Annotated in this window: 22 protein-coding genes and 3 pseudogenes; 13 read left to right on the plus strand and 12 right to left on the minus strand. The window is 61.2% G+C overall.

The window, feature by feature from the left end; genetic code table 11:
• Positions 1–143: 143 nt before the first annotated feature.
• Entirely contained in the window at positions 144–440 is a 297-nt protein-coding gene (gene groES / locus NKI58_RS08320) for a co-chaperone GroES (protein ID WP_006203049.1), read from the minus strand.
• 217 nt (positions 441–657) lie between these two features.
• Here groES and NKI58_RS08325 point away from each other — a divergent pair, with 217 nt between their 5' ends.
• Positions 658–1,593, plus strand: coding sequence for a bifunctional helix-turn-helix transcriptional regulator/GNAT family N-acetyltransferase (locus tag NKI58_RS08325; RefSeq protein ID WP_352788913.1), 936 nt, complete (start codon positions 658–660; stop codon positions 1,591–1,593).
• Between the two features lie 40 nt (positions 1,594–1,633).
• Here the strand turns inward: NKI58_RS08325 and NKI58_RS08330 are convergent, their stop codons facing one another.
• Positions 1,634–3,022 (minus strand): FAD-binding oxidoreductase, encoded by a 1,389-nt coding sequence (locus NKI58_RS08330; RefSeq protein ID WP_352788910.1) that lies wholly within the window; start codon positions 3,020–3,022, stop codon positions 1,634–1,636.
• 140 nt (positions 3,023–3,162) lie between these two features.
• Here NKI58_RS08330 and NKI58_RS08335 point away from each other — a divergent pair, with 140 nt between their 5' ends.
• The 5 genes and pseudogenes from NKI58_RS08335 (at position 3,163) to NKI58_RS08355 (ending at position 10,581) form a co-directional block, all read left to right on the plus strand.
• Positions 3,163–4,071: a LysR substrate-binding domain-containing protein gene (locus NKI58_RS08335; RefSeq protein WP_352517858.1), complete on the plus strand. Its 909-nt coding sequence runs from the start codon at positions 3,163–3,165 to the stop codon at positions 4,069–4,071.
• Between the two features lie 156 nt (positions 4,072–4,227).
• On the plus strand, positions 4,228–4,707 hold the full coding sequence (locus NKI58_RS08340; protein WP_352788918.1) for a MarR family winged helix-turn-helix transcriptional regulator: 480 nt from the start codon (positions 4,228–4,230) through the stop codon (positions 4,705–4,707).
• The gene (locus NKI58_RS08345) at positions 4,704–5,882 is read left to right on the plus strand and encodes an HlyD family secretion protein (RefSeq protein WP_352853121.1); all 1,179 of its coding nucleotides are present in this window, start codon (positions 4,704–4,706) and stop codon (positions 5,880–5,882) included. Before NKI58_RS08340 ends, NKI58_RS08345 begins: the two co-directional genes overlap by 4 nt.
• Positions 5,883–6,185: 303 nt before the next feature.
• Complete coding sequence (locus tag NKI58_RS08350; protein ID WP_352788907.1) at positions 6,186–7,721, plus strand: DHA2 family efflux MFS transporter permease subunit; 1,536 nt, start codon at positions 6,186–6,188, stop codon at positions 7,719–7,721.
• A gap of 224 nt (positions 7,722–7,945) precedes the next feature.
• Positions 7,946–10,581: pseudogene (locus tag NKI58_RS08355) on the plus strand (EAL domain-containing protein).
• A 44-nt stretch (positions 10,582–10,625) separates the two neighbouring features.
• Here the strand turns inward: NKI58_RS08355 and NKI58_RS08360 are convergent.
• Entirely contained in the window at positions 10,626–11,144 is a 519-nt protein-coding gene (locus NKI58_RS08360) for a CAP domain-containing protein (protein ID WP_352788904.1), read from the minus strand.
• Between the two features lie 235 nt (positions 11,145–11,379).
• On the minus strand, positions 11,380–11,772 hold the full coding sequence (locus NKI58_RS08365; RefSeq protein WP_352788901.1) for a MarR family winged helix-turn-helix transcriptional regulator: 393 nt from the start codon (positions 11,770–11,772) through the stop codon (positions 11,380–11,382).
• A 124-nt stretch (positions 11,773–11,896) separates the two neighbouring features.
• Between NKI58_RS08365 and NKI58_RS08370 the strand changes: the two genes are divergently transcribed.
• Positions 11,897–12,346: an SgcJ/EcaC family oxidoreductase gene (locus NKI58_RS08370; protein WP_352680705.1), complete on the plus strand. Its 450-nt coding sequence runs from the start codon at positions 11,897–11,899 to the stop codon at positions 12,344–12,346.
• 276 nt (positions 12,347–12,622) lie between these two features.
• Here the strand turns inward: NKI58_RS08370 and NKI58_RS08375 are convergent, their stop codons facing one another.
• The gene (locus tag NKI58_RS08375) at positions 12,623–12,988 is read right to left on the minus strand and encodes a winged helix-turn-helix transcriptional regulator (RefSeq protein ID WP_023674333.1); all 366 of its coding nucleotides are present in this window, start codon (positions 12,986–12,988) and stop codon (positions 12,623–12,625) included.
• Positions 12,989–13,096: 108 nt separating this feature from the next.
• Here NKI58_RS08375 and NKI58_RS08380 point away from each other — a divergent pair, with 108 nt between their 5' ends.
• Together NKI58_RS08380 and NKI58_RS08385 are read left to right on the plus strand one after the other, a co-directional pair.
• Complete coding sequence (locus tag NKI58_RS08380) at positions 13,097–13,801, plus strand: glutathione S-transferase family protein (protein ID WP_352788897.1); 705 nt, start codon at positions 13,097–13,099, stop codon at positions 13,799–13,801.
• Positions 13,802–13,944: 143 nt separating this feature from the next.
• On the plus strand, positions 13,945–14,769 hold the full coding sequence (locus NKI58_RS08385) for a DUF2189 domain-containing protein (protein WP_352788894.1): 825 nt from the start codon (positions 13,945–13,947) through the stop codon (positions 14,767–14,769).
• A gap of 6 nt (positions 14,770–14,775) precedes the next feature.
• Here the strand turns inward: NKI58_RS08385 and NKI58_RS08390 are convergent, their stop codons facing one another.
• From NKI58_RS08390 to NKI58_RS08400, 3 genes and pseudogenes are all read right to left on the minus strand, one after another.
• Entirely contained in the window at positions 14,776–15,408 is a 633-nt protein-coding gene (locus NKI58_RS08390; protein ID WP_352788892.1) for a LysE family translocator, read from the minus strand.
• A gap of 119 nt (positions 15,409–15,527) precedes the next feature.
• Positions 15,528–16,136 (minus strand): annotated as a pseudogene (locus NKI58_RS08395) (hypothetical protein); the annotation flags it as partial.
• A 30-nt stretch (positions 16,137–16,166) separates the two neighbouring features.
• A pseudogene (locus NKI58_RS08400) lies at positions 16,167–16,379 on the minus strand (TadE/TadG family type IV pilus assembly protein); the annotation flags it as partial.
• 280 nt (positions 16,380–16,659) lie between these two features.
• Between NKI58_RS08400 and NKI58_RS08405 the strand changes: the two are divergent.
• Together NKI58_RS08405 and NKI58_RS08410 are read left to right on the plus strand one after the other, a co-directional pair.
• On the plus strand, positions 16,660–17,520 hold the full coding sequence (locus NKI58_RS08405) for a TIGR01459 family HAD-type hydrolase (RefSeq protein ID WP_352788889.1): 861 nt from the start codon (positions 16,660–16,662) through the stop codon (positions 17,518–17,520).
• A 9-nt stretch (positions 17,521–17,529) separates the two neighbouring features.
• Complete coding sequence (locus NKI58_RS08410) at positions 17,530–18,513, plus strand: bifunctional riboflavin kinase/FAD synthetase (RefSeq protein WP_352788886.1); 984 nt, start codon at positions 17,530–17,532, stop codon at positions 18,511–18,513.
• Between the two features lie 78 nt (positions 18,514–18,591).
• On the opposite strand, the gene NKI58_RS08415 is transcribed toward NKI58_RS08410, so the two are convergent.
• Together NKI58_RS08415 and NKI58_RS08420 are read right to left on the minus strand one after the other, a co-directional pair.
• Complete coding sequence (locus tag NKI58_RS08415; protein WP_352788883.1) at positions 18,592–19,146, minus strand: HdeD family acid-resistance protein; 555 nt, start codon at positions 19,144–19,146, stop codon at positions 18,592–18,594.
• A 340-nt stretch (positions 19,147–19,486) separates the two neighbouring features.
• On the minus strand, positions 19,487–20,047 hold the full coding sequence (locus NKI58_RS08420) for a DUF2165 family protein (protein WP_352788880.1): 561 nt from the start codon (positions 20,045–20,047) through the stop codon (positions 19,487–19,489).
• A gap of 238 nt (positions 20,048–20,285) precedes the next feature.
• Between NKI58_RS08420 and NKI58_RS08425 the strand changes: the two genes are divergently transcribed.
• Together NKI58_RS08425 and NKI58_RS08430 are read left to right on the plus strand one after the other, a co-directional pair.
• Positions 20,286–21,191, plus strand: coding sequence for an alpha/beta hydrolase (locus tag NKI58_RS08425; RefSeq protein WP_352788877.1), 906 nt, complete (start codon positions 20,286–20,288; stop codon positions 21,189–21,191).
• A 198-nt stretch (positions 21,192–21,389) separates the two neighbouring features.
• Positions 21,390–22,193 (plus strand): MipA/OmpV family protein, encoded by an 804-nt coding sequence (locus NKI58_RS08430; RefSeq protein WP_352788874.1) that lies wholly within the window; start codon positions 21,390–21,392, stop codon positions 22,191–22,193.
• Between the two features lie 16 nt (positions 22,194–22,209).
• Here the strand turns inward: NKI58_RS08430 and NKI58_RS08435 are convergent, their stop codons facing one another.
• A complete protein-coding gene (locus NKI58_RS08435; RefSeq protein ID WP_352788871.1) occupies positions 22,210–22,644 on the minus strand; it encodes an RES family NAD+ phosphorylase in 435 nt (144 codons plus the stop codon).
• Positions 22,645–22,646: 2 nt separating this feature from the next.
• A complete protein-coding gene (locus NKI58_RS08440; protein WP_352453467.1) occupies positions 22,647–23,021 on the minus strand; it encodes an Xre family toxin-antitoxin system antitoxin in 375 nt (124 codons plus the stop codon).
• Positions 23,022–23,223 lie beyond the last annotated feature (202 nt).

Consider the following 23,223-nt stretch of genomic DNA (forward strand, 5'->3'; position numbering starts at 1 on the left):
CACCGCGTCGGCGAGGATGTTGACGCCGCGCAGCATGCGCTCACGAGCGTCGCGGGAGAATTTTACGTCTTTGGCAGCCATTTTTAGCTCCTGGCAGGGGCTTGGATTGAGCCCGAAGATTTAAACGAGGGTGAGGCCGATATTCAGCCGATGATGCCCATGATGTCGGATTCCTTCATGATCAGAAGGTCTTCGCCATTGAGCTTGACTTCGGTGCCCGACCACTTGCCGAACAGGATGCGGTCACCGGCCTTGACGTCCAGCGGGACGAGCTTGCCGGCTTCGTCGCGGGCGCCGGAACCGACGGCGATGATCTCGCCTTCCTGCGGCTTTTCCTTAGCCGTATCGGGGATGATGATCCCGCCCGCGGTCTTGGATTCGGATTCGACCCGACGAACGACCACGCGGTCATGAAGCGGGCGGAACTTCGACTTTGCCATTTTTTATTCCTCGATGAGAATGGTGAGAACAGTTCCTCCGTCCGGCGGCGCCGGACATGTGGTTAGCACTCATCTTGGGGGAGTGCTAACGTGGCGCTGAAATAGGCTGGCAACTCGCGCGAGTCAAGGCGCCCGGTGAGCATCATCAGGACAATTGCTTCAAACGGATACTTGACCAAGTCAACTAAATCGCTGATCTTGCCGGGAGGAGGATGCCATGACCATTCATGATCACCCAGGCAAAGAGCGGATCGACGCGGTGCGGGCCTTCAACCGCTTCTACACCCGCCAGATCGGGCTGCTCGACGAAGGGCTGCTGAAAAGCACCTTCTCGCTGACCGAGGCGCGGGTGCTCTATGAGCTGGCGCATCGCGATGGCCTGACCGCCACCGACCTTGCGCGCGATCTCGGCCTCGATGCCGGTTATCTCAGCCGGCTGCTGAAGAAGTTCGAGGAGCGTGATCTGGTCGAGCGCGCCACGATCGAGGCGGATGCGCGGCGCTCGTCGATCGCGCTGACCAAGGCCGGGCGGCAGGCCTTCGCGCCGCTGAACCAGGGTTCGCACGACCAGGTGGCGGCTTTGCTCGAACGGCTTTCGGTTGCCGAACAGGACAGGCTGGTCAAGGCCATGCAGACGGTGCAGCTTCTGCTGGGCGGAAGCGCCGAACCCAAAATTCCCTATATGCTGCGGTCCCTGCAAGTCGGCGACATCGGCTGGATCATCCATCGCCAGGGCCTGCTCTACGCACAGGAATATGGCTGGGACGAAACCTACGAAGCGCTGGTCGCCGAAATCCTCAGTGCCTTCGTCAAATCCTTCGATCCGAAATGGGAACGCAGCTGGATCGCCGAGCGGGAAGGGGAGGTCGTCGGCTCGGTCTTCGTCGTGCGCCAGTCGGACGCGGTGGCGAAGTTGCGCCTGCTCTATGTCGAGCCGGCGGCGCGCGGCCTCGGTATCGGCAAGCGGCTGGTCGAGGAATGCATCGGCTTTTGCCGCGCCACGGGTTACACGACACTGACGCTGTGGACCAACGACGTTCTCGCCGCCGCTCGCCACATCTATGAGGCTGCGGGCTTTAAATTGACCAACGAGGAGCGCCACCATTCCTTCGGCAAGGATCTGGTCGGCCAGAACTGGAATTTGGAGCTGTAGCAGCGCCGCAGAATTTCGAGCATCGGCCTGGGGCGGTCGCTCAGGCCGCAGGCTTAATGTTTTGGTTCAAGCGAAAGAAATTGGTGGGATCATACTTGTTCTTTAGTGCGGCCAATCTCGGATAATTCTCGCCGTAAGCCGCCAGAACCCGATCAGTGCCCTCTTCGCCGAGATTATTCGCATAGACGCCGCCGGTCGAGAACGGTCTCATTGCATCCCACAGGTCGCGCGCCCATCGGATGTGCGTTTCGTCGTCAGACGGATTGTCCCAGATCGATATCGGGAAGCAATCGTAAAGTGCATCTCTGTTGGCGTAGGGCGTTCCGTCCATCGGTACTCGCGAGATGGCGCCGCCAACCTGCTGCAGGACCAGAAGCGATTCGCTGGGTGCAGTCATGTAAGCCGCAAGCATGGTATCGATCGCCTGATCTGTGATTTCGCGCATGAACTGCGCCTTCCAGTAGTAGCGCCGCCCGCGCGGAAAGAGGCTGTCCCCGGCCGATTGGATTTGAAGATAGGGGACAGGAGCAATCCGGCGCTCAACTGGCGTGCCATACTCTCTCAGAGCTTGAATGATTTGCTGGCCTTCGTCGAGTGGGCCGATGTAGCACGCCGATATGCTGAAGAAGCGTTCGCCCGAGGGCGCCGTCACAAGTGCTGCATCCAGGCTCAGCTCATCCGGGGCGCCGCTCGAGAACGCACGATAGAACCGCATCGCTTCGCGTGCCTCTTCGTAGCGGTATAGCATCGATCCCGCGATGAGGAGCGGACCCACGGGATGGAGCTTGTATTCGAAGGTGGTGACTATTCCGAAATTGCCGCCGCCGCCCCGAATGCCCCAGAACAAATCTGCATTTTCGGCCGCGTTTGCCGTGAGCAACCGGCCGTCCGCCGTCACGATTTCGACAGCGACAAGGTTGTCGCAGCTCAGTCCATGTTTGCGGCCAAGCTTGCCGAACCCGCCGCCGAGTGTCAGTCCGGCTATGCCGGTATCCGCGTTGACACCCATGGTCGTCGCAAGACCATGGACCTGTGTGGCTGCGTCGAACTCGCCCAGGTTTAGGCCGGCTTCTGCGCGCGCAACACGGCGGATCGGGTCGACTTCGATCCGCTTCATGCGTGACACATCGATCACCAAGCCGCCGTCGCATACCGAACTGCCGGCGACGTTATGACCACCGCCGCGGACGGCGACGAGGAAGCCTTGCGATCGGGCGAAGTTGACGGCCGTGACGACATCGCTGGATTCGGCGCAATAGAAGACAGCCGCCGGCCTCTTATCGACCATGCCATTCCAAACTCTGCGCGCCTGGTCATAGCCAGGGTCATCCGCAAGGATCAGATCGCCGCTAATCGCCTGCCTGAGCCGGGCGATATCTGGCGCCTGCAACGTCGGCTCGGAACCGTCTATAAGCTTGAACATGCTCATCGAGGGATACCCTTCGTGATCCAGCACGGTTGGACAGGCCGCTGTCGTTCACCGGATCATAATGATCTCATGCGGCGCCATTCGCTGCAAAATCGAATATCTCAGTCGCTGGATGAGCTAAATTCATCTAAACTGCCTGGATGAGAAAACTTCCGCCGCTCGGGTCGCTTCGCGCCTTCGAAGCCGCTGCCAGGCTGATGAGCTTCAGGAAGGCCGCGACGGAACTCGGAGTGACGCCAACGGCCATCAGCCACCAGATTCGATTGCTGGAGGAGGTCTGTGGGCAACTGCTGTTCCGGCGGCGCCCACGACCGCTCGTGCTCACAGGCGTGGGCGAACGGCTATTCCCGGTAATTTGCAGCGGCTTCGACGCTTTCGCTGCGGCAATAGCATCAGCCTCGGCCGGAGTTGGCCAACGCCCGTTGCGCGTGACGAGCCCAAATGCATTTGCCAGCCGATGGCTGGTTCCGCGCCTGTCGAAGTGGCGCGAACAGCATCCGAACATTCCACTGGAGATCATCGGGACAGACGCCGTTCTGGACCTGCGAGCCGGTGACGCCGACGTCGCGATCCGCTATGCGCGCAGGATGCCGCGGGATGTTCCCGCGCAGGAAATTTTTCGGGACGCATTCTTTCCGGTATGCAGCCCGGAGCTGTTCGCAGGAGGCGACCGACAGATCGAGCGCGCCGCCGATCTGCTGCAATACCCGCTCATCCATTTCAATTGGACGAACCGCGACCCGGAAGCGCCGACTTGGCAACGATGGCTGGCGATCGCACGCTCGATCGATCCCAGCATCCCCAATGCCAACCAGGCATGGGACCTAAGCTTCCGCGAAGAGCTGCACGCGATTGACGCGGTAGCGGCAGGCCAAGGTATCGCTATCTGCAGCGATGTGGTCGTCAGTGGCGAACTCGAGGCTGGCAGGCTAGTCAAGGCACATGATCTCTGTCTGCCAGGCTATGGCTTTTACCTTGCCTGCGTAGCCAATCACCCCCGACAAGCGCATATCGAAGCGTTTTCCGCCTGGATGAGATCGATAGTCTGAGCATCTGAACGCCGATCTTCTGCATGCTCGTCACAAGCGCCCGGCGTAATAAATTGCTAACCACGATCGCCCTGCACCGACTGCCATGCACACTTGCCGGCTTCAGGTACAATCGGGCTCCTTGAATTATGAGCACGCTTATTATATATGTCGCTCATGGTTTCCGATGGCATCGACAGATTGGGCTTTTTGATCCACGACGTGCAGCGCCTGATGCGCAAGCGCTTCGAGGCGCGCGCCAGTGGTTTCGGCCTTTCTTCGGCGCAATGGCGGCTTCTGGTACGTGTCGCCAAGGAGGCGGGTGTCGCGCAGGCGCGGCTTGCCGAGCTTCTCGAAATCGAGCCGATCAGCGTCTCGCGTCTTGTCGATCGCATGGAGGAGGGCGGCTGGATCGAGCGCCGTCCCGACGCAACCGACAGGCGAGTGCGCATGATTTTCCCGACCGCCAAGGCGAACGCGGCCTACGCCCACGTCAAGAGCCTTGCCGGCGAGGTTTATGAGGAATCGCTCGTTGGCGTTTCGCCAGAAGATCGCCGCGTCCTGGTCAAGGCGCTGGAGATGATGGTGCAGAATCTTGCGGATGGTGAGACGCCGCCCTCGGAAAAAGTGAAGAATACGGAAGGCGCAGCAGGATGAACGCGGTAGCCAAACTAGATGAGAATGCGGCCAAGCTGCAGATGGAAGCTCCCGCGAAGCCGGCGGCAGCTCCGGTAACGGTCGCTCCGCAGATAGCTCCGGCACCGGTGGCGCCGAAGAAGAAGCGCCGTGCCGGCCGCTTCCTTTTGATGTTTGTGCTGCCCGCTGCGTTGATCGCCGGCGGCAGCTATGTCTGGGTGACCGGCGGCCGCTATCAGGAGACCGAGAACGCCAATCTGCAGCAGGCCAAGGTGTCGATAGCCGCCGATACGGCGGGCCGCATCGTTCAGGTCGACATTTTCGACAACCAGTCTGTCAAGCAGGGCGACGTGTTGTTCGCTATCGATCCCGAGCCCTACCGGATCGCATTGGCCCAGGCCGACGCGGCGGTGGCCGGCGCACGGCTCAATGTCGAGCAGTTGCGTGCGGCCTACAGCCAGGCGCTGGCGCAGGAGAAGTCCGACGAAAGCCAGGTCCAGTACGCGCAGTCGCAATATGACCGCGCCGCCGACCTTGCCCAGAAGGGCATCAACGCCAAGTCGTCTCTGGACGAAGCCAAGAACGACCTCGACAAGGCGAAGCAGCAGCTGGCCGTGGCCCAGCAAGGGATCGTCAGCGCCAAGGCGGCACTTGGCGGCAATCCCGACATCGAGACCGACAAGCATCCAACGGTAATGGCGGCGCTCGCCGCACGCGACAAGGCGGCCTACGATCTGGTCCAGACCACGGTCAAGGCACCTGCCGACGGCATCATCAGCCAGGCCGCTTCGTTCAAGGTCGGCCAGTATGTCGGTTCGGGCACGCCGCTGTTTTCGCTGGTCGAGACCGGCGACACCTGGGTCGACGCCAATTTCAAGGAAACCCAGCTCACCAACATGAAACCCGGCCAGAAGGCCGAAATCATGGTCGATACTTATCCGGGCAAGACGTTCGAAGCCACCGTCAAGGCGATCGGCGCCGGCACCGGCGCCGAGTTCTCGCTGCTGCCCGCGCAGAACGCTACCGGCAACTGGGTCAAGGTCACGCAGCGCATTCCGGTCCGCCTGGAATTGACCGATGCCGACGCCAAGGCGGCGCTGCGCACCGGCATGAGCGCGACCGTCACGGTGGACACCGGCGTTTCCCACGGGCTGCCGAGCATTTTCCGCCGCGCCACGGCAGGCGAGGCCAGGTAAAGAGGCCTGGTAGCGGCCGCATAGCAAACAGCGAGATGGATGCAGGATTGGTCCGAGGGAGGCGCAGGAAAAGTTGAATGCGTAGACGGGCTGCGCTGTAGCCTGCCTGAGCAGACAACGCCGCGCAGGATCTTCGGTCCTCAGGTTTCCGGGCGGCAGGCGCCCGCTTTGCGAGACGCTCAGTCGATGTAACCCCCACATCGATGCTCGCGTCCCACCGCGATGAGGGTCTCTCTACAGCGGGGCCTCGCCGTCCGGAAACCTAATGTACACGTTTTTGTTACCTGCTGGAAGTTTTACGTCATGAGCAGCCCAGAACCCTTTCGCGAAGTACCGCACCGCGGCCTGATCACAGTTGCGCTCATGCTTGCGACGATCATGCAGGCGCTCGACACGACGATCGCCAACGTTGCGCTGCCGACCATGACCGGCGATCTCGGCGCCTCCCCCGACAACATCAACTGGGTGTTGACCTCCTACATCGTTGCCGCGGCGATCATGACGCCGGTGACCGGCTGGCTGGCCGACCGCTTCGGTCGCAAGGAGCTGTTCCTGACGGCCGTGGTCGGTTTCACCGTCTTTTCAATGCTGTGCGGCATCGCCTGGAGCCTTGAGACCATCGTTTTGTTCCGGCTCATGCAAGGCGTGTTCGGCGCGGCCATCGTGCCGCTGTCGCAGACCTTCCTGCTCGACATCAACCCCAGGGAACGCCACGGCCAGGCCATGGCTATCTGGGGCGCGGGCATCATGCTGGGACCGATCCTTGGCCCGACGCTGGGTGGCTGGCTGACCGAGAATTTCAACTGGCGCTGGGTGTTCTTCATCAACCTGCCGGTCGGCATCATCGCCTTCCTCGGCATGGCCGCATATCTTCCCAGCGTCGCCCGGCGGGTGCGCAGCTTCGATTTCTTCGGCTTCACCATGCTCTCGCTCGGTGTCGGCGCGCTGCAGCTGATGCTCGATCGCGGCGGCGAGGTCGACTGGTTTTCCTCGATCGAGATATGGATCGAGCTTGGTCTTTCCATCACCGGCTTCTGGGTATTCACCATACATACGTTGACGGCGGAGCACCCCTTTATCGACCCCAAGATCTTCCTCGATCGCAATTTCGTCACCGGGCTGGCGTTCATCTTTGTCATGGGCGTGCTCATCCTGGCGAGCATGTCGCTGCTGCCGCCAATGCTGTCGACCATCTTCGGCTATCCGACCCTCACCATCGGCGTCGTCCTGGGGCCGCGCGGTGTCGGCACGATGATCGCGATGCTGTTCGTCGGGCGGATCATGCACAGGATCGATGCCAGGATCCTCGTCGTCGTCGGCTTCCTGCTGACCGCGCAATCGCTCTACACGATGTCGAGCTTTTCGCCGCAGATGGACAACTGGCTTATCCTCAGCTCCGGCGTCATCCAGGGCCTTGGAATGGGAATGGTGTTCGTGCCGCTGTCCACCGTGGCTTTCGCCACGCTCGACGCACGTTTCCGCACCGATGCAACGGCGCTGTTCAGCCTGGTGCGCAATCTTGGCTCGTCGATCGGCGTATCGGTGGTGACGGTTCTGCTGGTACGCAACACGCAGATCAACCACGCCGAGCTATCGGCCTATATCAATCCGTTCAATCCCAACCTCTGGGCGGCATCGCCGGCAGCGGCGGGCGGCGATCCGACGGCGCTGTCGCTGATGGATCGCATGGTCAATATCCAGGCGATGATGATCTCCTACGTCAATGACTTCAAGCTGCTAATGATGATGACACTGCTTGCTGTCCCCTTTGTATTCCTGCTGCGCAAGCCAAAGGCTGCGCCGCCCGCCGGTGGCGCGCCTGCCGCGCATATGGACTAAGTCTCACGGCTCCGGCACCGCGACCGGCTCAGGGCTTCCGTTGCCTGTGCCGGTAGCGTCGGCGTTGAGTCAGGTTCACCTGCCATTAGTATATCCGGACCAATATGCAGTCGCTTTTGGGTTGAAGGCGAGCCTCCTTTGCTTGCCTCAGGCATCAGCGGGAGGAATTGTGTTTGGCCACGAAGTCATCCAGGCAAACCGCCGACGCGCCCGAATCCGCAAATTTGACGACGCTGGCACAACTGGCGACTGCCTCATATGAGGCCCTCGAGCGCGAGCTTCGCGCCACGATTGCGGCACTTCAGGACCAGGCACTGCGGTTCCAGACCGCGATAGAGAACATCTCGCAAGGCATCTGTTTCTTTGATGCCGATGAACGGCTGATCCTGTGCAATCGACGCTATGCGGAAATCTATCGCCTTGCACCGGAGCAATTGCAGCCGGGTGCGGCGCTGCGCGAAATCGTCGAGCGGCGCGTCGCTGTCGGAACCTCGGCAATGAATGCGGACGCTTATCTGGCGTTGGCCCGGGCAGTCAATTCGGGCACGGCTTCGGGGAACTGGACAGCGGAGCTCGCCGATGGCCGGACAATTCAGGTCTGCCATCAGCCGATGCCTGACGGCGGCTGGGTGGCCACGCATGAGGACATCAGCGAGCTCAGCGCCAACCGCTTGGTCGTCGACGAGCGTATCTCCTTGCAGACGCTGATCGACCTGGTGCCTGACTACATGTGGGTGAAGGACACCGAAAGCCGCTTCGTCGTCGCCAACCGAGCCATTGCGTCCGACAGCGGTCGAGACAGCACGAGCGACATGATCGGTCTGAGCGACTTCGACCTTCACGCGCCGGATCTTGCGCAGAAATTTCCCCTCATCGAGCAGCAACTGATGCGCGACGGACAACCGATGATCGACGAGGAGGAGTTCGTCGTCGATGCGTCAGGCACCGGCAAATGGTTCCTGTCTACGAAACTGCCGTTGCGCAACGTTCAGAACAACATTTTCGGCCTCGTCGGCATTGCCCGCGACATCACTGCGCGCAAGCAGGCCGAAATCCTTCGCGACGGGCAGGCGCATATCCTCGAGATGATCGCAAAGAGCGCTCCCCTCGAAGACGTGCTCGAGCGGCTCATGCGTCTGGTCGAGTCCCAACTGGCGGGGATATTCGGCTCGGTCTTGCTGCTCGACAAGGATGGCAGCCACTTGCGCCACGCCGCCGCGCCGAGCCTGGCGAGAGACTACACCGACGCCGTCGACGGCGCCGCGGTAGGCCCAAGGGCAGGGTCTTGCGGTACCGCAGTCCATCGGCGCGAGCCGGTGATTGTCGCTGACATCATGCAGGATCCGCTTTGGCAGGACTATCGCGAACTCGCGCGGCCACACGGTTTGCGTTCATGCTGGTCGACGCCGATCCTGTCGCATCAGGGCGCCGTGCTCGGCGTTTTTGCGATGTATTCTATGACGGTGCGCGAACCGACCGAGGCCGAGACTCGCCTCATCGATTTCACCACGCGCATCGCCGGGATCGCCATCGAACGCAAACAGGCCGAAGACCGGATCCACTTCATGGCCAATCATGACGTGCTGACCGGGCTTCCCAATCGCGCCTTGTTGGAGGACCGGCTTTCACAGGCGGTCTTGTACGCCCAGCGATACGATCGCTGGGTGACGGTGGTGTTCATCGATCTGGACAATTTCAAATTCGTCAACGACACCCTCGGCCACAATGCCGGCGACGAGCTCCTGAAGATCGTCGCAAGTCGCATGGTCGACTGCGTCCGGGCGACCGATACCGTCGTGCGACTTGGCGGCGACGAATTCGTCGTCGTGCTTTTCGACCAGCCGGCGAACGTCGATCTCGTTTCCGAGACCTTGCAAAAGCTCAGGGCTGCACTCGCCGAGCCGGTTCGGCTCGGAGCGCATCTTGTGCGGGCGACGGCCAGTATCGGCATTGCCAACTATCCCAAGGATGGAACGGATCCCGATACGCTGCTGGCAAATGCCGATGCGGCCATGTATCGCGCCAAGGAGTTCGGCCGCGATAATTTCCAGTTTTACGCTCCGGAGTTCAACACCAGGGCGCATGAAAAATTCGTGCTTCAGGAAGAGTTGCGAAACGCCTTGGCGCGTTCGGAATTCACGCTGCTCTACCAACCGCAGGTGGACCTTCGGTCAGGTCGGGTTTTTGCGGTCGAGGCGCTGATACGCTGGAACCACCCAACGCTTGGCACGGTAATGCCGACGATGTTCATCCCGACCGCCGAGGAGACAGGTCTGATCGTACCGATCGGCGACTGGGTTCTGCATGAGGCGTGCCGGCAGAACAAAGCCTGGCAAGACGCAGGACTGCCGCCCTTGACCGTTTGCGTGAATGTGTCGGCGCGGCAATTCAGGGAGCGCAACTTGATCGATCGCATCGTCAGCGCGCTGAAGGACAGCGGCCTAGAGGCCAGGTATCTTGAGCTGGAGGTGACCGAGAGCCTTATCATGCAGGATATCGAGCTGGCGGTCGCCACCATGAACGCCCTGCAAAGCCTGGGTGTCCAGATCTCGATCGATGATTTCGGCACCGGCTATTCCAGCCTCAGCGCACTCAAGACCTTTCCCGTGGCGCGGCTGAAGATCGACAAGTCCTTCATCAAGGGCTCGCCGCCGACGAGAACGATCAGGCTGTGGCCAGCGCGGTGATTTCATTGGGGCAAAATCTCAACCTGAGGGTCATCGCCGAGGGCGTTGAGACAGATGATCAGGTGGCTTTCCTGCGCAGGAACAATTGCGACGAAATGCAGGGCTATCATTTCAGCAGGCCGGTTTGTGCGCAGGACGTCGAGGAATTGCTCGGCGGCGGCCGCAAAGACTGACGGGTCGGCCATCCTGCAGGCTTCCGCCGACCAAATGGCGGAAATTATCTACCGAGCACAAGGCACCAATAGCGAAGCGTGCTGTCGCGGCCGTCGCGCACATAAGCGAGGCCGAAGCGGGTGAAGCGCGGGTCGAGCATGTTGCGGCGGTGGCCTGGCGAATGCACCCAGATATCAAACAGCTTCTGCTGGTCGAAGCGGCCTTCGGCGATGTTTTCGGCGGCAGCGCCGGCAATGCCATTGTCTTTGACGCGCGAGGCAAAGTCCTTCCCCCAGCCGGTGGTGTGGTTCATTCGGCCGCCGCGCGCCATATAGCCGGCCTGCTGCAGCGCCGCCTGCTCGATCTGCGCATCGGGGACAAGCGGCCCGAGACCCGCCGAAGCGCGGATGCCGGCCAGCGTGCCGGCGGCGGAAGCAGAGACACCGGCGCTTTCGCCGGTAGGCAGCACGGCGGTTGCGCATCCGGTGAGCCCGGCAAGGGCGCCAAGGCCGGCAGCTCTGAGCAGCACGCGCCTGCTTAGGCTTGGTTGGGCCTCATAATTTGCGATTTTCGTAACGGTCATGCCCGCCTGACATAACCGCGATCATGGCTTTTGCCGGGCAGGGCGGTGAAAATGCGTGATGAATGGTTTCGACGCGATGGCACTGTGTCAGATTGATTTCACCGCTCAATCGAAACAGGCTTGCTCGGATGGCAGCATTCGCCCAGACGGCTGTTCGGGCTCGACACTCCCAGGGACTCGATACCCAGTCAGGCATTCACGGACAGGGAGTTTCTTTTGCCCTACCTTTGCGGCTTCACGAGCGCTGGCGAGGTATCCTCGGTTGCAAATTTTCGCTGGGGGATATCGCTTGCAGTGACGACCGGAGCGATTCGTACGCCTGAGCACCAAGCAGCCTTCGGTATTGGTCTTCGAGACGCTGATTGAAATCGTGGACGGTCCGGATCACCGCAAGCGCCGCGTCAGTTGCAACGATTAATTTGGCCCGTCGGTCGTTCGGATCATGCGAACGCCGAACATAACCGAGGCGCTCCAGTTCATCGATCAACTCACCCATCGATGCTTTGCCGATGCCCGCACGCTCTGCGAGGACGCTGGGTCGGGTTCCCTCCGCGTCGATGTTGGCGAATACAGCGCCGTGTTTGGGCTTGATTGCCGAATGGCCGCTCTCCCGGAGAACCTGGACCAAAGCGCTCGCCGACGATTGATAAGCATAGAGAAGCAGAGACTGCGTGTATGGCCGATTATCCATCTTTCCAAACTATATGGTGCCCATATAGTATGGCAACCGAACTATATGGCAGGAGGTCAGCATGGCTACCGGCAACGTCCGAACTGAAGGGGTGGAAAGTGTCGCGCACAGGCTGATCGAAGCTTGGAATCGTCACGATGCTCGCGCCTTTGCCGCCGTATTCGCGGCAGATGCCGAATTTACAAACGTCTTCGGTATGCAGGCGACTGGACGTGACAAGATCGAGCAGTTCCATGCCCCGATTTTTGAGAAGATGTTCAAGCACAGCCACCTATCCGCCGAAAGCGTGCGGAACAGGCTTGTCCGCCCTGATGTTGCCACGCTCGACCTGCGGTGGTCCATGACTGGCGCGCTCGATCCGATGGGAAACGAATGGCCGCGTCGGCGCGGATTAATCAGCGTAGTGGCGACGCGGGATCATGATGAATGGTTGATTGCAACGATGCACAATATGGAACTTGGGGACGATCAAATGGCAAAGTCTCAGGAGAAACTTCAAGAGCATAAGTAGGCTCTTCATTCACACAGAATCAAAAGCGACAGCCAGCCAGCATGGTCAAGCCGATCTGATCGGGCAACGAGATCGAACGGCGGGTCACGTGATCGGGATTGGCGAGCTATGCTACAGGAGTTGGTGCCGGATGGCGGTGCCTTGTCCCGGTTTGGCTGGCACAATGGCGCGCCCCATAGCCGGTCGCCTTGGTCTTGCGGAATCTAATGTATGAACGGCTTGGAGCGCGCTGGGCTCTCGCCGGCAGTTCTTTGCGGCGCGGTGATCGCCGGGCGGCTATTCCGCCGCCACGAGTTTGGTTTCCGGCGTCGATGTAGCCCGGCTGGCCCGATCGTCCTCGGTATCTTCCCACCAATCGCCCAGGGCGTCGATGAGCGGCACAAGCTTGAGACCGGGCTCCGTCAGGTCGTAATCCACGTGTAGCGGATAGCCGGCATGCGCTGTTCGCCGCACAATCCCGGCTTCCTCCAGCTTGCGTAGCTCGAGCGCCAGGATGCGGTGCGACACTGTCGGATTGTCACGCCTCAGGTCGCTGAAGCGCTTGGTACCGTCCTTGAGATAATAGAGCAGCAAGGTGGGCCAGCGACCGCTGAGCACACGCATGGTCTCCTCGATCGGGCAGCGTGAGACGACATCTTTCATGGCGGGGACCTGGTTACAGAATAGTGCGTAATTTACATGGGGCGACCAGCGTTTAGGGTCAAGTTTCGCTGCGCAGCGTGATCCCTAAATCATGGAAGAGACAAAGAAATGGAACCTATTCTCCTTTACGGCTTCCCGCTGGGAAGTTCGATGGGGCTTGTCGCTGCTTTTGAACGCCTCGAACAACGCTACCGCCTGTGTCGTGTCGACATGCTCGCTGAGATGAAGAACGATGCCTATGCCAGCATCAACGGCCGTCAGGAAACGCCGGTGTTGATCACCGACGAAGGCAGGGTGCTCACCGAGACCATGGCGATTGCCGCCTGGCTCGAAGCCCGCGATACGCAACGCCGTATCAGCTTCGAGCCTCGCTCGCCGGAGGCCGACCGGATGCACCAGCTAATGGCTTTCGTGAACACCGGTTTCACCGCCGCCTTCACCCCGCTCTGGGCCGCATATGAAATGGAATCGGCGGAACCGGTGCTGCTGGCGACCTTGCGTGATTTCGGCCGCAAGGTCGTTACCAACCGCCATGACCAGCTGGAGGCGATGATCCTCGACACGGATTTCCTGGTCGGCGGCCGGCTGACGCTTGCCGATACCACGCTGATCGGCGTGGCGCGCTGGGCGGAGTTCCACCAGGCGGTCGACGGCGCCGCTTATCCCAGGGTGGCGGCGCTACGTCGCCGCATCGAAGCCGATCCGGCCGTGCGATACGCGCTTGCTGTCGAGGCTGGCGAAAAGCCCGCCGGGTCAGGCGCTTGCCTCGGTCACGTGCCGCTGGCCGAGGTGATCGATCGCTTCGCGGCCTAATCCGTTCGTTCAGCCGCCCGGCGCCCCGGCGCCGGGCGGTGGCGACAAGCACGCCGAGATCCGCTATCATACGGGCGTTCTTGAAGTGGCAGCTGCGGGCGGCCATCCTGGCGGTGACCGCCCCGACACACGGGAGAAAGGTTATGGCCGGCTTTCATGTCGTGGCGGACGCACGTGGAATGCATGTACAGCCCACGGTGCGCCGCATCAGCACCGAGGATCTGATCGATGCGCTCCGTCTCGGCGTAGAGGATTTCTGGGCCAAGCCGTCGCACTATGTGTTCCTGTGCCTGATCTATCCGGTGGTCGGCCTGATCCTGACGCAGTGGACCTCGGGCTCGAACGCCATCCAACTCATCTATCCGCTGATGTCCGGCTTCGCTTTGGTCGGTCCGTTCGCCGCTATCGGCCTTTACGAAATCAGCCGCCGGCGCGAGTTCGGCATGGATACATCCTGGTGGCATGCGCTCGACGTGCGCCACTCGCCGGCGCTGCCCGCGATTGCAGTCATCGGTATCATGCTGGTGGTACTGTTCCTGCTCTGGCTGTTCACCGCGCAATCGATCTACACCAGCCTGTACGGCAATCAGCCTCCGGCCTCTATCGTCGGCTTTATTCGCGAAGTCCTGACGACCAGCAAGGGCTGGACGCTGATCCTGCTCGGCAACCTGGCCGGGTTCGCCTTCGCCGCGATCGTGCTGGCGACGACTGTCGTCGCCTTTCCGCTGCTGCTCGACCGCGATGTCGGCGCGGTCTCGGCAGTCGAGACGTCGGCGCGCGCAGTTATGACAAACCCGCTGCAGATGGCGCTGTGGGGCCTGATGGTCGCCGTGCTCCTGGTCATCGGCTCGATCCCGCTATTTGCCGGGCTTGCCGTCGTCATGCCCATCCTTGGCCACGCGACCTGGCATCTCTACCGCAGGGTGGTCGAACCGGAGCGGGCACAGCAGGTCAGGCGGCCGATGTAGGACCGATCAGCGTTGCGCGTCGGTTGCCATCTTGACGGCCAGCGCGGTCAGCACCGTGCCCATCATCCAGCGCTGGATCACCAGCCATAGCGGCCGCCCGGCGAGGAAGATGGCGATCGAGCCGGCCGTCACCGCGATGATGGCGTTGACGGTCAGGCTGATCGCGACCTGCGTGGCACCGAGCACCAGAAGCTGCGACAGCACGTGGCCCTTGCCGGGGCTGATGAATTGCGGCAGCAGCGACAGATAGAGCACTGCCACCTTTGGGTTGAGCAGGTTGGTCATCAGGCCCATGGCGAACAGCTTGCGCGGTCTGTCTTTCGGCAGTTCGCGGATATGGAAGGGCGAGCGCCCGCCGGGCTTCACCGCTTGCCAGGCGAGCCACAGCAAATAGAGCGCGCCGGCAAGGCGCAGCACATCATAGGCGAAGGGCACGGCGAGCAGCAGCGCGGTGATGCCGAACGCCGCCGACAGCACGTAGAACAAAAAACCGAGCGCCACGCCGCCCAGCGAGATCAGCCCGGCCTTCGGCCCTTGCGACAGCGAGCGCGAGATCAGATAGATCATGTTCGGGCCGGGCGTCAGCACCATGCCGAGGCAGACCAGCGCAAAGGCAAGGTGGTTGGCGGGTTCAGGCAAGAGCGCATCTCCGGATGAGGACACTCACCACATGCTTCCATCACCCGCAAGGGCATGAGGGCAGGAGCCTTTGCGCCAGTGCGCCGGGCCCCCTGCCTTAGTCGCCAATCCCATCGCCTTCAGCCGACGATGCGCAGGTTCGACAATTCGTTGGCGATTTCCTTGAAATTGTCGGACAGCGTCGCGCCGGTTGCATTCCAGAACAGCTTGGCAGGTTTGCTCGGGTCGGCCGAATCCTTGCGGAAGCGCGAATCCGACGAACACGCCTTCAGCGCATCGATTGCCTTCTTGTCGCTGGCATCTGTGGGCGACAGGTCGAGCGCCACCGTCATCACCAGAACGTTCGAATTCTTTGCATTGGCGCAGAGCGTTTTCATCTGCTCGTCGAGTGCTGCCGTGTAGTTGGCACCGGTATAGGTGGTCTTGCCGATATCGGTGCTGGTATTCATGAACAGGCGGGTTACGCTTCCAGATCCCGGATAGGTCAGCCCAGTGTAGCCGTAGGCGGCGTAGGTCGACCTGTTGTTGGCGTAGCTGCCGTCGCTGACGGCACTATAAGTATTGGCTCCGTCGGTCAGCACCACGACCACCTTGTCGTTGCCCCTCTCGCTGTTCGGCCGACCATCGGTGAACGGTGGGTTGCTCGATACAGTTCGCCAGCCCCAGGCAAGGCCCTCCGGCACGTTGGTGTTGCCGTTCGGCGCCATGGCGTCGATGGCGTCCTTGATTTCCTGCTTCTCTGCGATCTGCTGGGCGGCGGCGAGGCCGGCCGCGTCAAGTGCGTTCAGCGTTTCGTGCTTCTGGCGCAACAACTCTCCGTAATCGACGCTGAGCGCCAACCCGCCCATCAGCGGTACAATGGTGATTGCGGTCATTAAGGAGTAGTTGCCACGTCTGTCGCGTCGGAAATTTCCGATCATTGCCTTCAGCGTTCCCGCCCGCCCCGTTTTTTTCCGGACGATGGCATGCATGTTTAAATTTCCGATTGCTAAAATACGTTCAAGGTCGGCACGGTTTTTCAATGCCCGTTAACCACACGTCCGCAATCGGCAATGTTGCTGCGCGGCAAAGCCCCATAAGGCTCTGAAAAAGAAGGCTTTCGCCATCACGTCCTCGCCGGCGTCCCCGGGCGGCAATCTTGCGGGCACAACGAAAGCTGGTGACAGAGCGAAATGCTTCGGTTAATCCGGGCCGGCCGCTACGGACCGTCGGTCGCGGCGCTTGCAAGCATCATGGTACAGGGACAACGGCATGGCGGATTCGCCCGACATCATTGGTTCGCTCGCAGACCTGTCGGGAGCCTATTCAGCCATCCTGTGCGATGTCTGGGGCGTGGTGCACAATGGCGAATGGCATTTCCCGGCGGCGGCTGCCGCGCTGATCGCTGCTCGCGCGGCGAAAATACCTGTCGTGCTGATCACCAATTCGCCGCGTCGCAGCGCCGACGTGGTGGCACAGATGAGCGCCATCGGCGTTCCGCCCTCCGCCTACGACCGTGTCGTGACGTCCGGCGACGTTACCCGCGACCTGATCGCCGAAGGGCCGCGAAAGATCTTCCATATAGGCGCCGATCGGGATTTCACGCTCTATGAGGGCCTCGACGTCGAACTCGTCGAGGAGTTCGAAGCATCCGGCGTGGTCTGCACCGGCCTGTTCGATGACGAGGTGGAGAAGCCGGAAGATTATGCCGATCTTCTGCAGAGGCTGCGTGCCAGGAACCTGCCCTTCATTTGCGCCAATCCCGACATCGTCGTCGAGCGCGGCGAACGCATGATCTGGTGCGCCGGCGCTTTGGCCCGCGAATACGCACAGCTTGGCGGACGCACGCTGATCGCCGGCAAACCCTACGCGCCGGTCTATGACGTCGCCATGAAGGAGATCGCCGTCATTCTCGGCCGCCGGGTCGAGCGTTCGCAAGTTCTGGCCATCGGCGACGGCATGATGACCGACATCAAGGGCGCGGCCGACAATGGCTTCGACGTGCTCTACGTATCGGGCGGCATCCATGCCCGCGATTACGGTGAGACGCTGCAGCCGGATCCGGCCAGGCTCGCGGCCTTCCTGGAAAAATATGGCTACAGGCCGGTCGCGGTGATTCCCAGGCTGCAATAGGTTCAAGCCATGACGGCCATGTTCGAACGCATTTCCGCAACCGCACCGCTGCCGCCCCATCTGCGCGGCGGCGTAGTGGCTATCGGCAATTTCGACGGCGTCCACCGCGGCCACCAGGCGGTGCTCGAACGCGCGCGCGCCGAAGCGGAGCGTCGAGGCGTACCCGCCCTGGTGCTGACCTTCGTACCGCATCCGCGAAAGGTGTTCAGACCGGACGTGCCGTTGTTCGTGCTGACGCCGCCGCCGATGAAGGCACGGCTGTTGTCGCATCTGGGCTTTGCGGCGCTGGTCGAGCAGCCGTTCACACGCGAGTTCGCCTCCTTGTCGGCGGAGGCTTTCGTCACCGGCGTGCTCGAGCGCAACCTCGGCATAAGCCACGCCGTCACCGGCTTCGATTTCCATTTCGGCAAGGACCGCCAGGGCGGTCCGGCCTATCTGATGGCTGCCGGCGAGCGCCACGGCTTCGGCGTCACGCTGGTGGATGCGTTTCGCGACGAAAGCGCCGAGGTGGTGTCGTCGAGCCGCATACGCACGCTGCTGTGCGAGGGCAATGTGGCCGAGGCCGCCGGCTTGCTCGGCTACCGTTTCACCGTCGAGGCGGAGGTGATCGGCGGCCAGCAGCTCGGCCGGACACTCGGCTTTCCGACCGCAAACATGAGGCTTTCGCCGGAAGCCACGCTCAAGGAAGGGATTTATGCCGTCCGCTTCCGCCGCGCCGACGGTTCGCTACACGATGGCGTCGCCAGCTTCGGCCGCCGGCCGACGGTCGACGACAATGGCGCGCCGCTGCTGGAGACCTTCGTCTTCGACTTTTCCGGCGACCTCTACGGCGAGATTTGTGCCGTGTCCTTCTTCGGCTACCTGCGCTCGGAGGTGAAGTTCGACGGGCTTGACGCGCTGGTCGCCCAGATGAAGCGCGACGAGGCCGAGGCGAAGGCACTGCTCGCCGGCGTCAGGCCGCTTTCCGGGCTGGACGCGGCCATAGCTTTTTAGAGCATGGTCCCGAACCGAAGGTCAGCGAAGCAAAAAGTGGGATCCGGTTTTCCGATTAAGATCATGCTCAACCAGAATTTATCTCTTCAGCGCCAAGCCAAGGGCGATGAAGGTCCAGCCCTGGAAGATCAGGTCGACGGCCAGGAACAGGCCCAGCACCCACACACTGTTGACCGGCCAGCCCATGGCGATGACCAGTCCCGCCAGCGCGCTGATGACGCCGGCCGCGACCACCCAGCCCCAGCCCGGCTGCGGCCGGTGGCTGTAGCCTACCCAGGCCCTGAGCACGCCTGAGGCAAGCAGCGCGACCGCCAGGAGGAAGGTCAGCACCGCCGAGGCGAGGACCGGATTGTCGAAGGCGAAGAAGCCGGCGACGGCGTAGAGGAGGCCGCTGAGCAGCCAATAGAAGAAGCGGCCCCATGTCTTCACGCCGAAGGCATGGATGATTTCGACAATGCCGGCCATCAGCATCAGCCAGCCCACGACAAAGACCGAGGCGACGGTTGCGATGAACAGATTGCCGAAGGCAATGCCGCCGAAGACAAGCAGCAGCACCCCGAGCGCGACGAACCATCCCCATTTCGCCCGCGTCTGGCTGATCGCATCTTTCAAGGCATCGCCGTGCAGTGTCATCGCCCTCTCCCTCAAGGCTACTTGGCCTTTTTGTCGGCTTTGAAGGTAACGCCGATAGGCCTTCTCGTAAAGCGAGCAGGCTGTGAGGGTCACACCCATGCTCGGGCGGTACGCCTGCGAGACGTCTGCTTTTGGCAAGAGCAGCCGCTGCGAGTTCATTTCCGTGAAACGTGGGCTTGCGCCCTCAGGCCAAACCGTGGTCACGCCGAGGTTTAGTTGGAGAATAGCTCCTGTCCGTAAAGCGGCCGCAACGTCGAGCTATGATACAGAGCCAAACCTCCAAACGCCGCGCAACGCCGGTCGCATCAGCATCCGCATGTCACAACCTTGCGTCGAGGTCTCAGTAATCGCCGCCCTCGCGATGCAGCGTCGCGAGGATTAGCCCGAGCGCGTTGGGCAAGAAGTAGATTGTTCCGCCGAGCTGGTTCGAGAGCGGCATGGTCTTGGCTTCCCATGACAGGAAATAGTCGCCGGCGATCATCGTGAAGCCGATGCCCCACACCAGGATTGCGCACAGGCAGCCCAACATCATCCATGCCTTGCCATGAGCGAAATCGGCGCTGCTGCCAACCACCTTGCGCAGCATAAGCACAACCCCGATCAGTCCGAATATCCCCGCCAGGGTCTCGACGGCCATGATGCCGACGAGTGCCACAGGGGCAGCCCATGGCATGGTGATGGCACGCCATTGCTGCCATGGGTTGCCGTAGGTGTTGGTCATTTCGATCATCGGCTTCACGGCATTCACCAGAGTGTCTTTGAAGTCGGTTGGATCGTTCAACAGACCGAGAAAACCCCACAGGGTGGGGAACAGCGCCATCACGATCAGCCCCAATCGTCCTACGCTGCGCGGATTGACAAGCCGCTCGGCAGTGGTTCCGGCATACGAATTGTCCGGCATCGGAATTCCCCCTCTTTTGAACCTTGCACCGTCGAGCAAATCGAAAATTGGCTGACACGGCAGCGCACCGCCAAATATGGCACGGACGTCGGGCGATTTCTCGCTGATGTTGATCGGGCTGATCGCAAGATGATCGTGGCGCTGGTTCGTCGCTATATTTGCAAGCGGGCAATCGGTATCTTGTCGATGACCTTTGGCTGTTCGCCTTTCTCGGCGCTTGCAAAGACTGGGGGAGCAAATGGGCGATGTGGACGAACACCTCGATCTGGCAGAGATCAACGCCGTCCGCAGGCTGTTGACGTCAAAACCACGAACGGTCCGCTGGGACGAACGCCGGGCGCGGCTCGACGAAGTCGGTTCGGTCTGGCCGGTCGCGGAGGACATCCGATGCGAGCGCGTGGTTTTCGATGGCCTTGAGGGAGAGTGGTCCCTGGCGCCTGGGAGTGACAGGGATAAGGTTCTGCTCTTTTTCCACGGTGGTGGCTACTGCTCCGGCTCCCTTAAAAGTCATCGTCGAATGGTTACCGAGGCAGGTCGGGCAATGGGAATACGCACCCTCGCGATCGACTATCGCCGCGCACCGGAACATCCTTTCCCGGCGCAACATGAAGACGCACTCACCGCATGGCGCTTTCTGAGCCGGCAAGGCATCGCGTCCGATCGCATCGTGGTTGGCGGAGACAGTGCGGGCGGCAACCTCACTCTGTGCCTGGTCAGTATATTGCGCACGGCAGGCGAGCCGTTGCCGCGATGTCTTTGGCTGGTTTCGCCCTGGACGGACCTTTCGATGTCCGGCGCGACACTATCAACCAAGGACGCAATCGACCCTATCATTCACCGGGCGTATTTGGAGGAACTGGCAACGGCCTATGTTCCCAATGGCGTTGGTCGGCGCGATCCGCTGATCTCGCCCTTGTTCGCCGATCTGAGCGGATTTCCCCCAATGCTGATACAAGCCGGTTCGGCCGAGACGCTGTTGTCGGACGCAACTCGGCTCGCCGAAGCCGCTGGCGCGGCTGACGTCAAAGTAGGTCTCGAAATTTGGCCGCATATGATTCACGCTTGGCCGGTTTGGAATGCGGGGTTGAGCGCCGGTCGCCGCGCTCTTCACAGCGCAGGCATGTTTGTCCGCGAATGTTTGTAACCCCTGCCGAGGCAACTGCTATCGTATTCCAAGCACTTGATCTGGAATCTTGGTGCGCCAAGCAATCGACTGCAACGCGGAACAGGCCGGCCAACGCTGCCAATGTTGCGGATATTAAGTCAAATTTTACCGAACTGGCGCCATGGCTTCAGTCAAGGCTGATTGTGTCGGCCAATGCGTTCGACGTATGGAGTAACGATGCGGTCTGTCCCGACGATCTTGGCCGCATTCATGCTCGGCACCTGCGGCGTTGCCAAGGCCGGCGAGGGCACCTTCGGCTGGCTGTCCGGAGACTGGTACCTGACGGTCGGCGCCACCGGCATGGTTGCTCCGAATTTCGAGGGCGGCAAGAACTACCTGCTCAGTGCCTCGCCGATCATCTCGCTCGGCAAGGCTGGTCCCGCGGCGCGCTTCACCTCGCGCAACGATAATATCTCATTGGCATTGATCGACGATGGCGGCGTCCGCGCCGGCCTGACAGGCAAGTTCTTGTTTTCCCGCGACGGTGGTGACGCCGACGAATTGAAGGGTCTCGACCCGGTGCGCTGGGGCGGCGAGGCTGGTGGCTTCTTCGAATTCTATCCTTTGGATTGGCTGCGTGCCCGCGCCGAATTGCGGCACGGCATTCGCGCCCATAACGGTTTTGTCGCCGACATCGCCGCCGACGCCTTTTACGATGTGACGCCCGACGTCAGGATTTCGGCCGGACCGCGCGTTTCGTTCGCCTCATCGGACTATTTCGACGCCTATTACGGCGTTGATGCCAAGGAGTCCCTGGCCTCGGGACTCAGCGAATATCATCCCGGCGGCGGGGTGAAGTCGGCAGGCCTGGGCGGCGCGGTGACCTGGAAGGTGACCGAGCCGATGACGGCCAGTCTGTTCGGCGAATATTCCCGCCTGATAGGCCCGGCCGCCGATTCCAGCCTGGTCAAGGAGCGCGGCTCCAGGGATCAGTTCATGATCGGCGTGTCGACGACCTATCGCTTCGATTTTTCGATGTGAGCGGGTAGGCGTCGGCTCATTTGATCAAACGGCTGTCGAACGGATAACGGTATAGGCCCGCAATCGTAATGCGTGACGCATCGTCATGGGTCGGGTTGAGCAGATAGTTGTTTGCTTTGCGCATTATGATCGAAGGAATTTTCATGAGCGCGTAACGATTGGCCGAGAGAAAGTCCGTGCCCTGTCGCCGTGTCGATTCCATATCCTTGTCCCAACCGTCATGGATAACCGGTTCGGTCATTTCTATTCCGTCCGGAACATCGATTTCGATAAGCTGGTAGGTTTCCGGAACGGTTTCGCGCGTCGCATGCACCAGTATCTCCAGCAGTGCCGTCGAAGGGTGGTCGGTGCAATACACGATGGGCATCCCGCGCCTGTTCCATCTTCCATCAACGAGCGTTCCGCCACGACCCGAGAGATCCGCGAAATTGGAGATGCGCCAGATGCGCATCGTCAGGCAAGCATGCCAAAGTCGATGCGGATAAGCTCTTCGGAAACGACGTGGGCGCCGGTCTCTGTCTCGAGGAGATCGATCGGCCTTGCACCATCCAATGCTATGATCTCGCTTCTCAGCCAACGCTGGGCTTTCTCATGGCTGCCGAATACCCGATCCGCCTGCTCGGCGATGCGTTCTAGGCGCAGGGCGCGGTCGGATTCAGCTGGCGAAAGCGGCTCGGCACGTTCCTTGCGACGCGCCAGCGTGCGGCGGGGGGCAACGATACGATAGAGTTCTTCGCTACTGAAACCCAGACTGCGCAGATGATCGATCTTGTCCGTAGGGACGGAAAAGTCGTGTGTTGCGCGAATTGCCCTTGCTGCGACCGACATGAACGTCTCCTTGGCACAGGCCATTCTGCTTGCCATTTGCCTACAAATGTATGCGCAATTGGCACATAACGCAATGAAGCATCAGAGTTCGGGCTTTTCAACGTCGCCTGTCTCGGTTAAAAGCCCAGCCATGACGAGCTTTTCGCGCCTTCCCGCGACTGCGATACGAATTACAGGCCCGGTGTTCCGGGCGGCTTGACCG

This window comes from Mesorhizobium sp. M0522 (assembly GCF_040321085.1).
Taxonomy (GTDB): domain Bacteria; phylum Pseudomonadota; class Alphaproteobacteria; order Rhizobiales; family Rhizobiaceae; genus Mesorhizobium.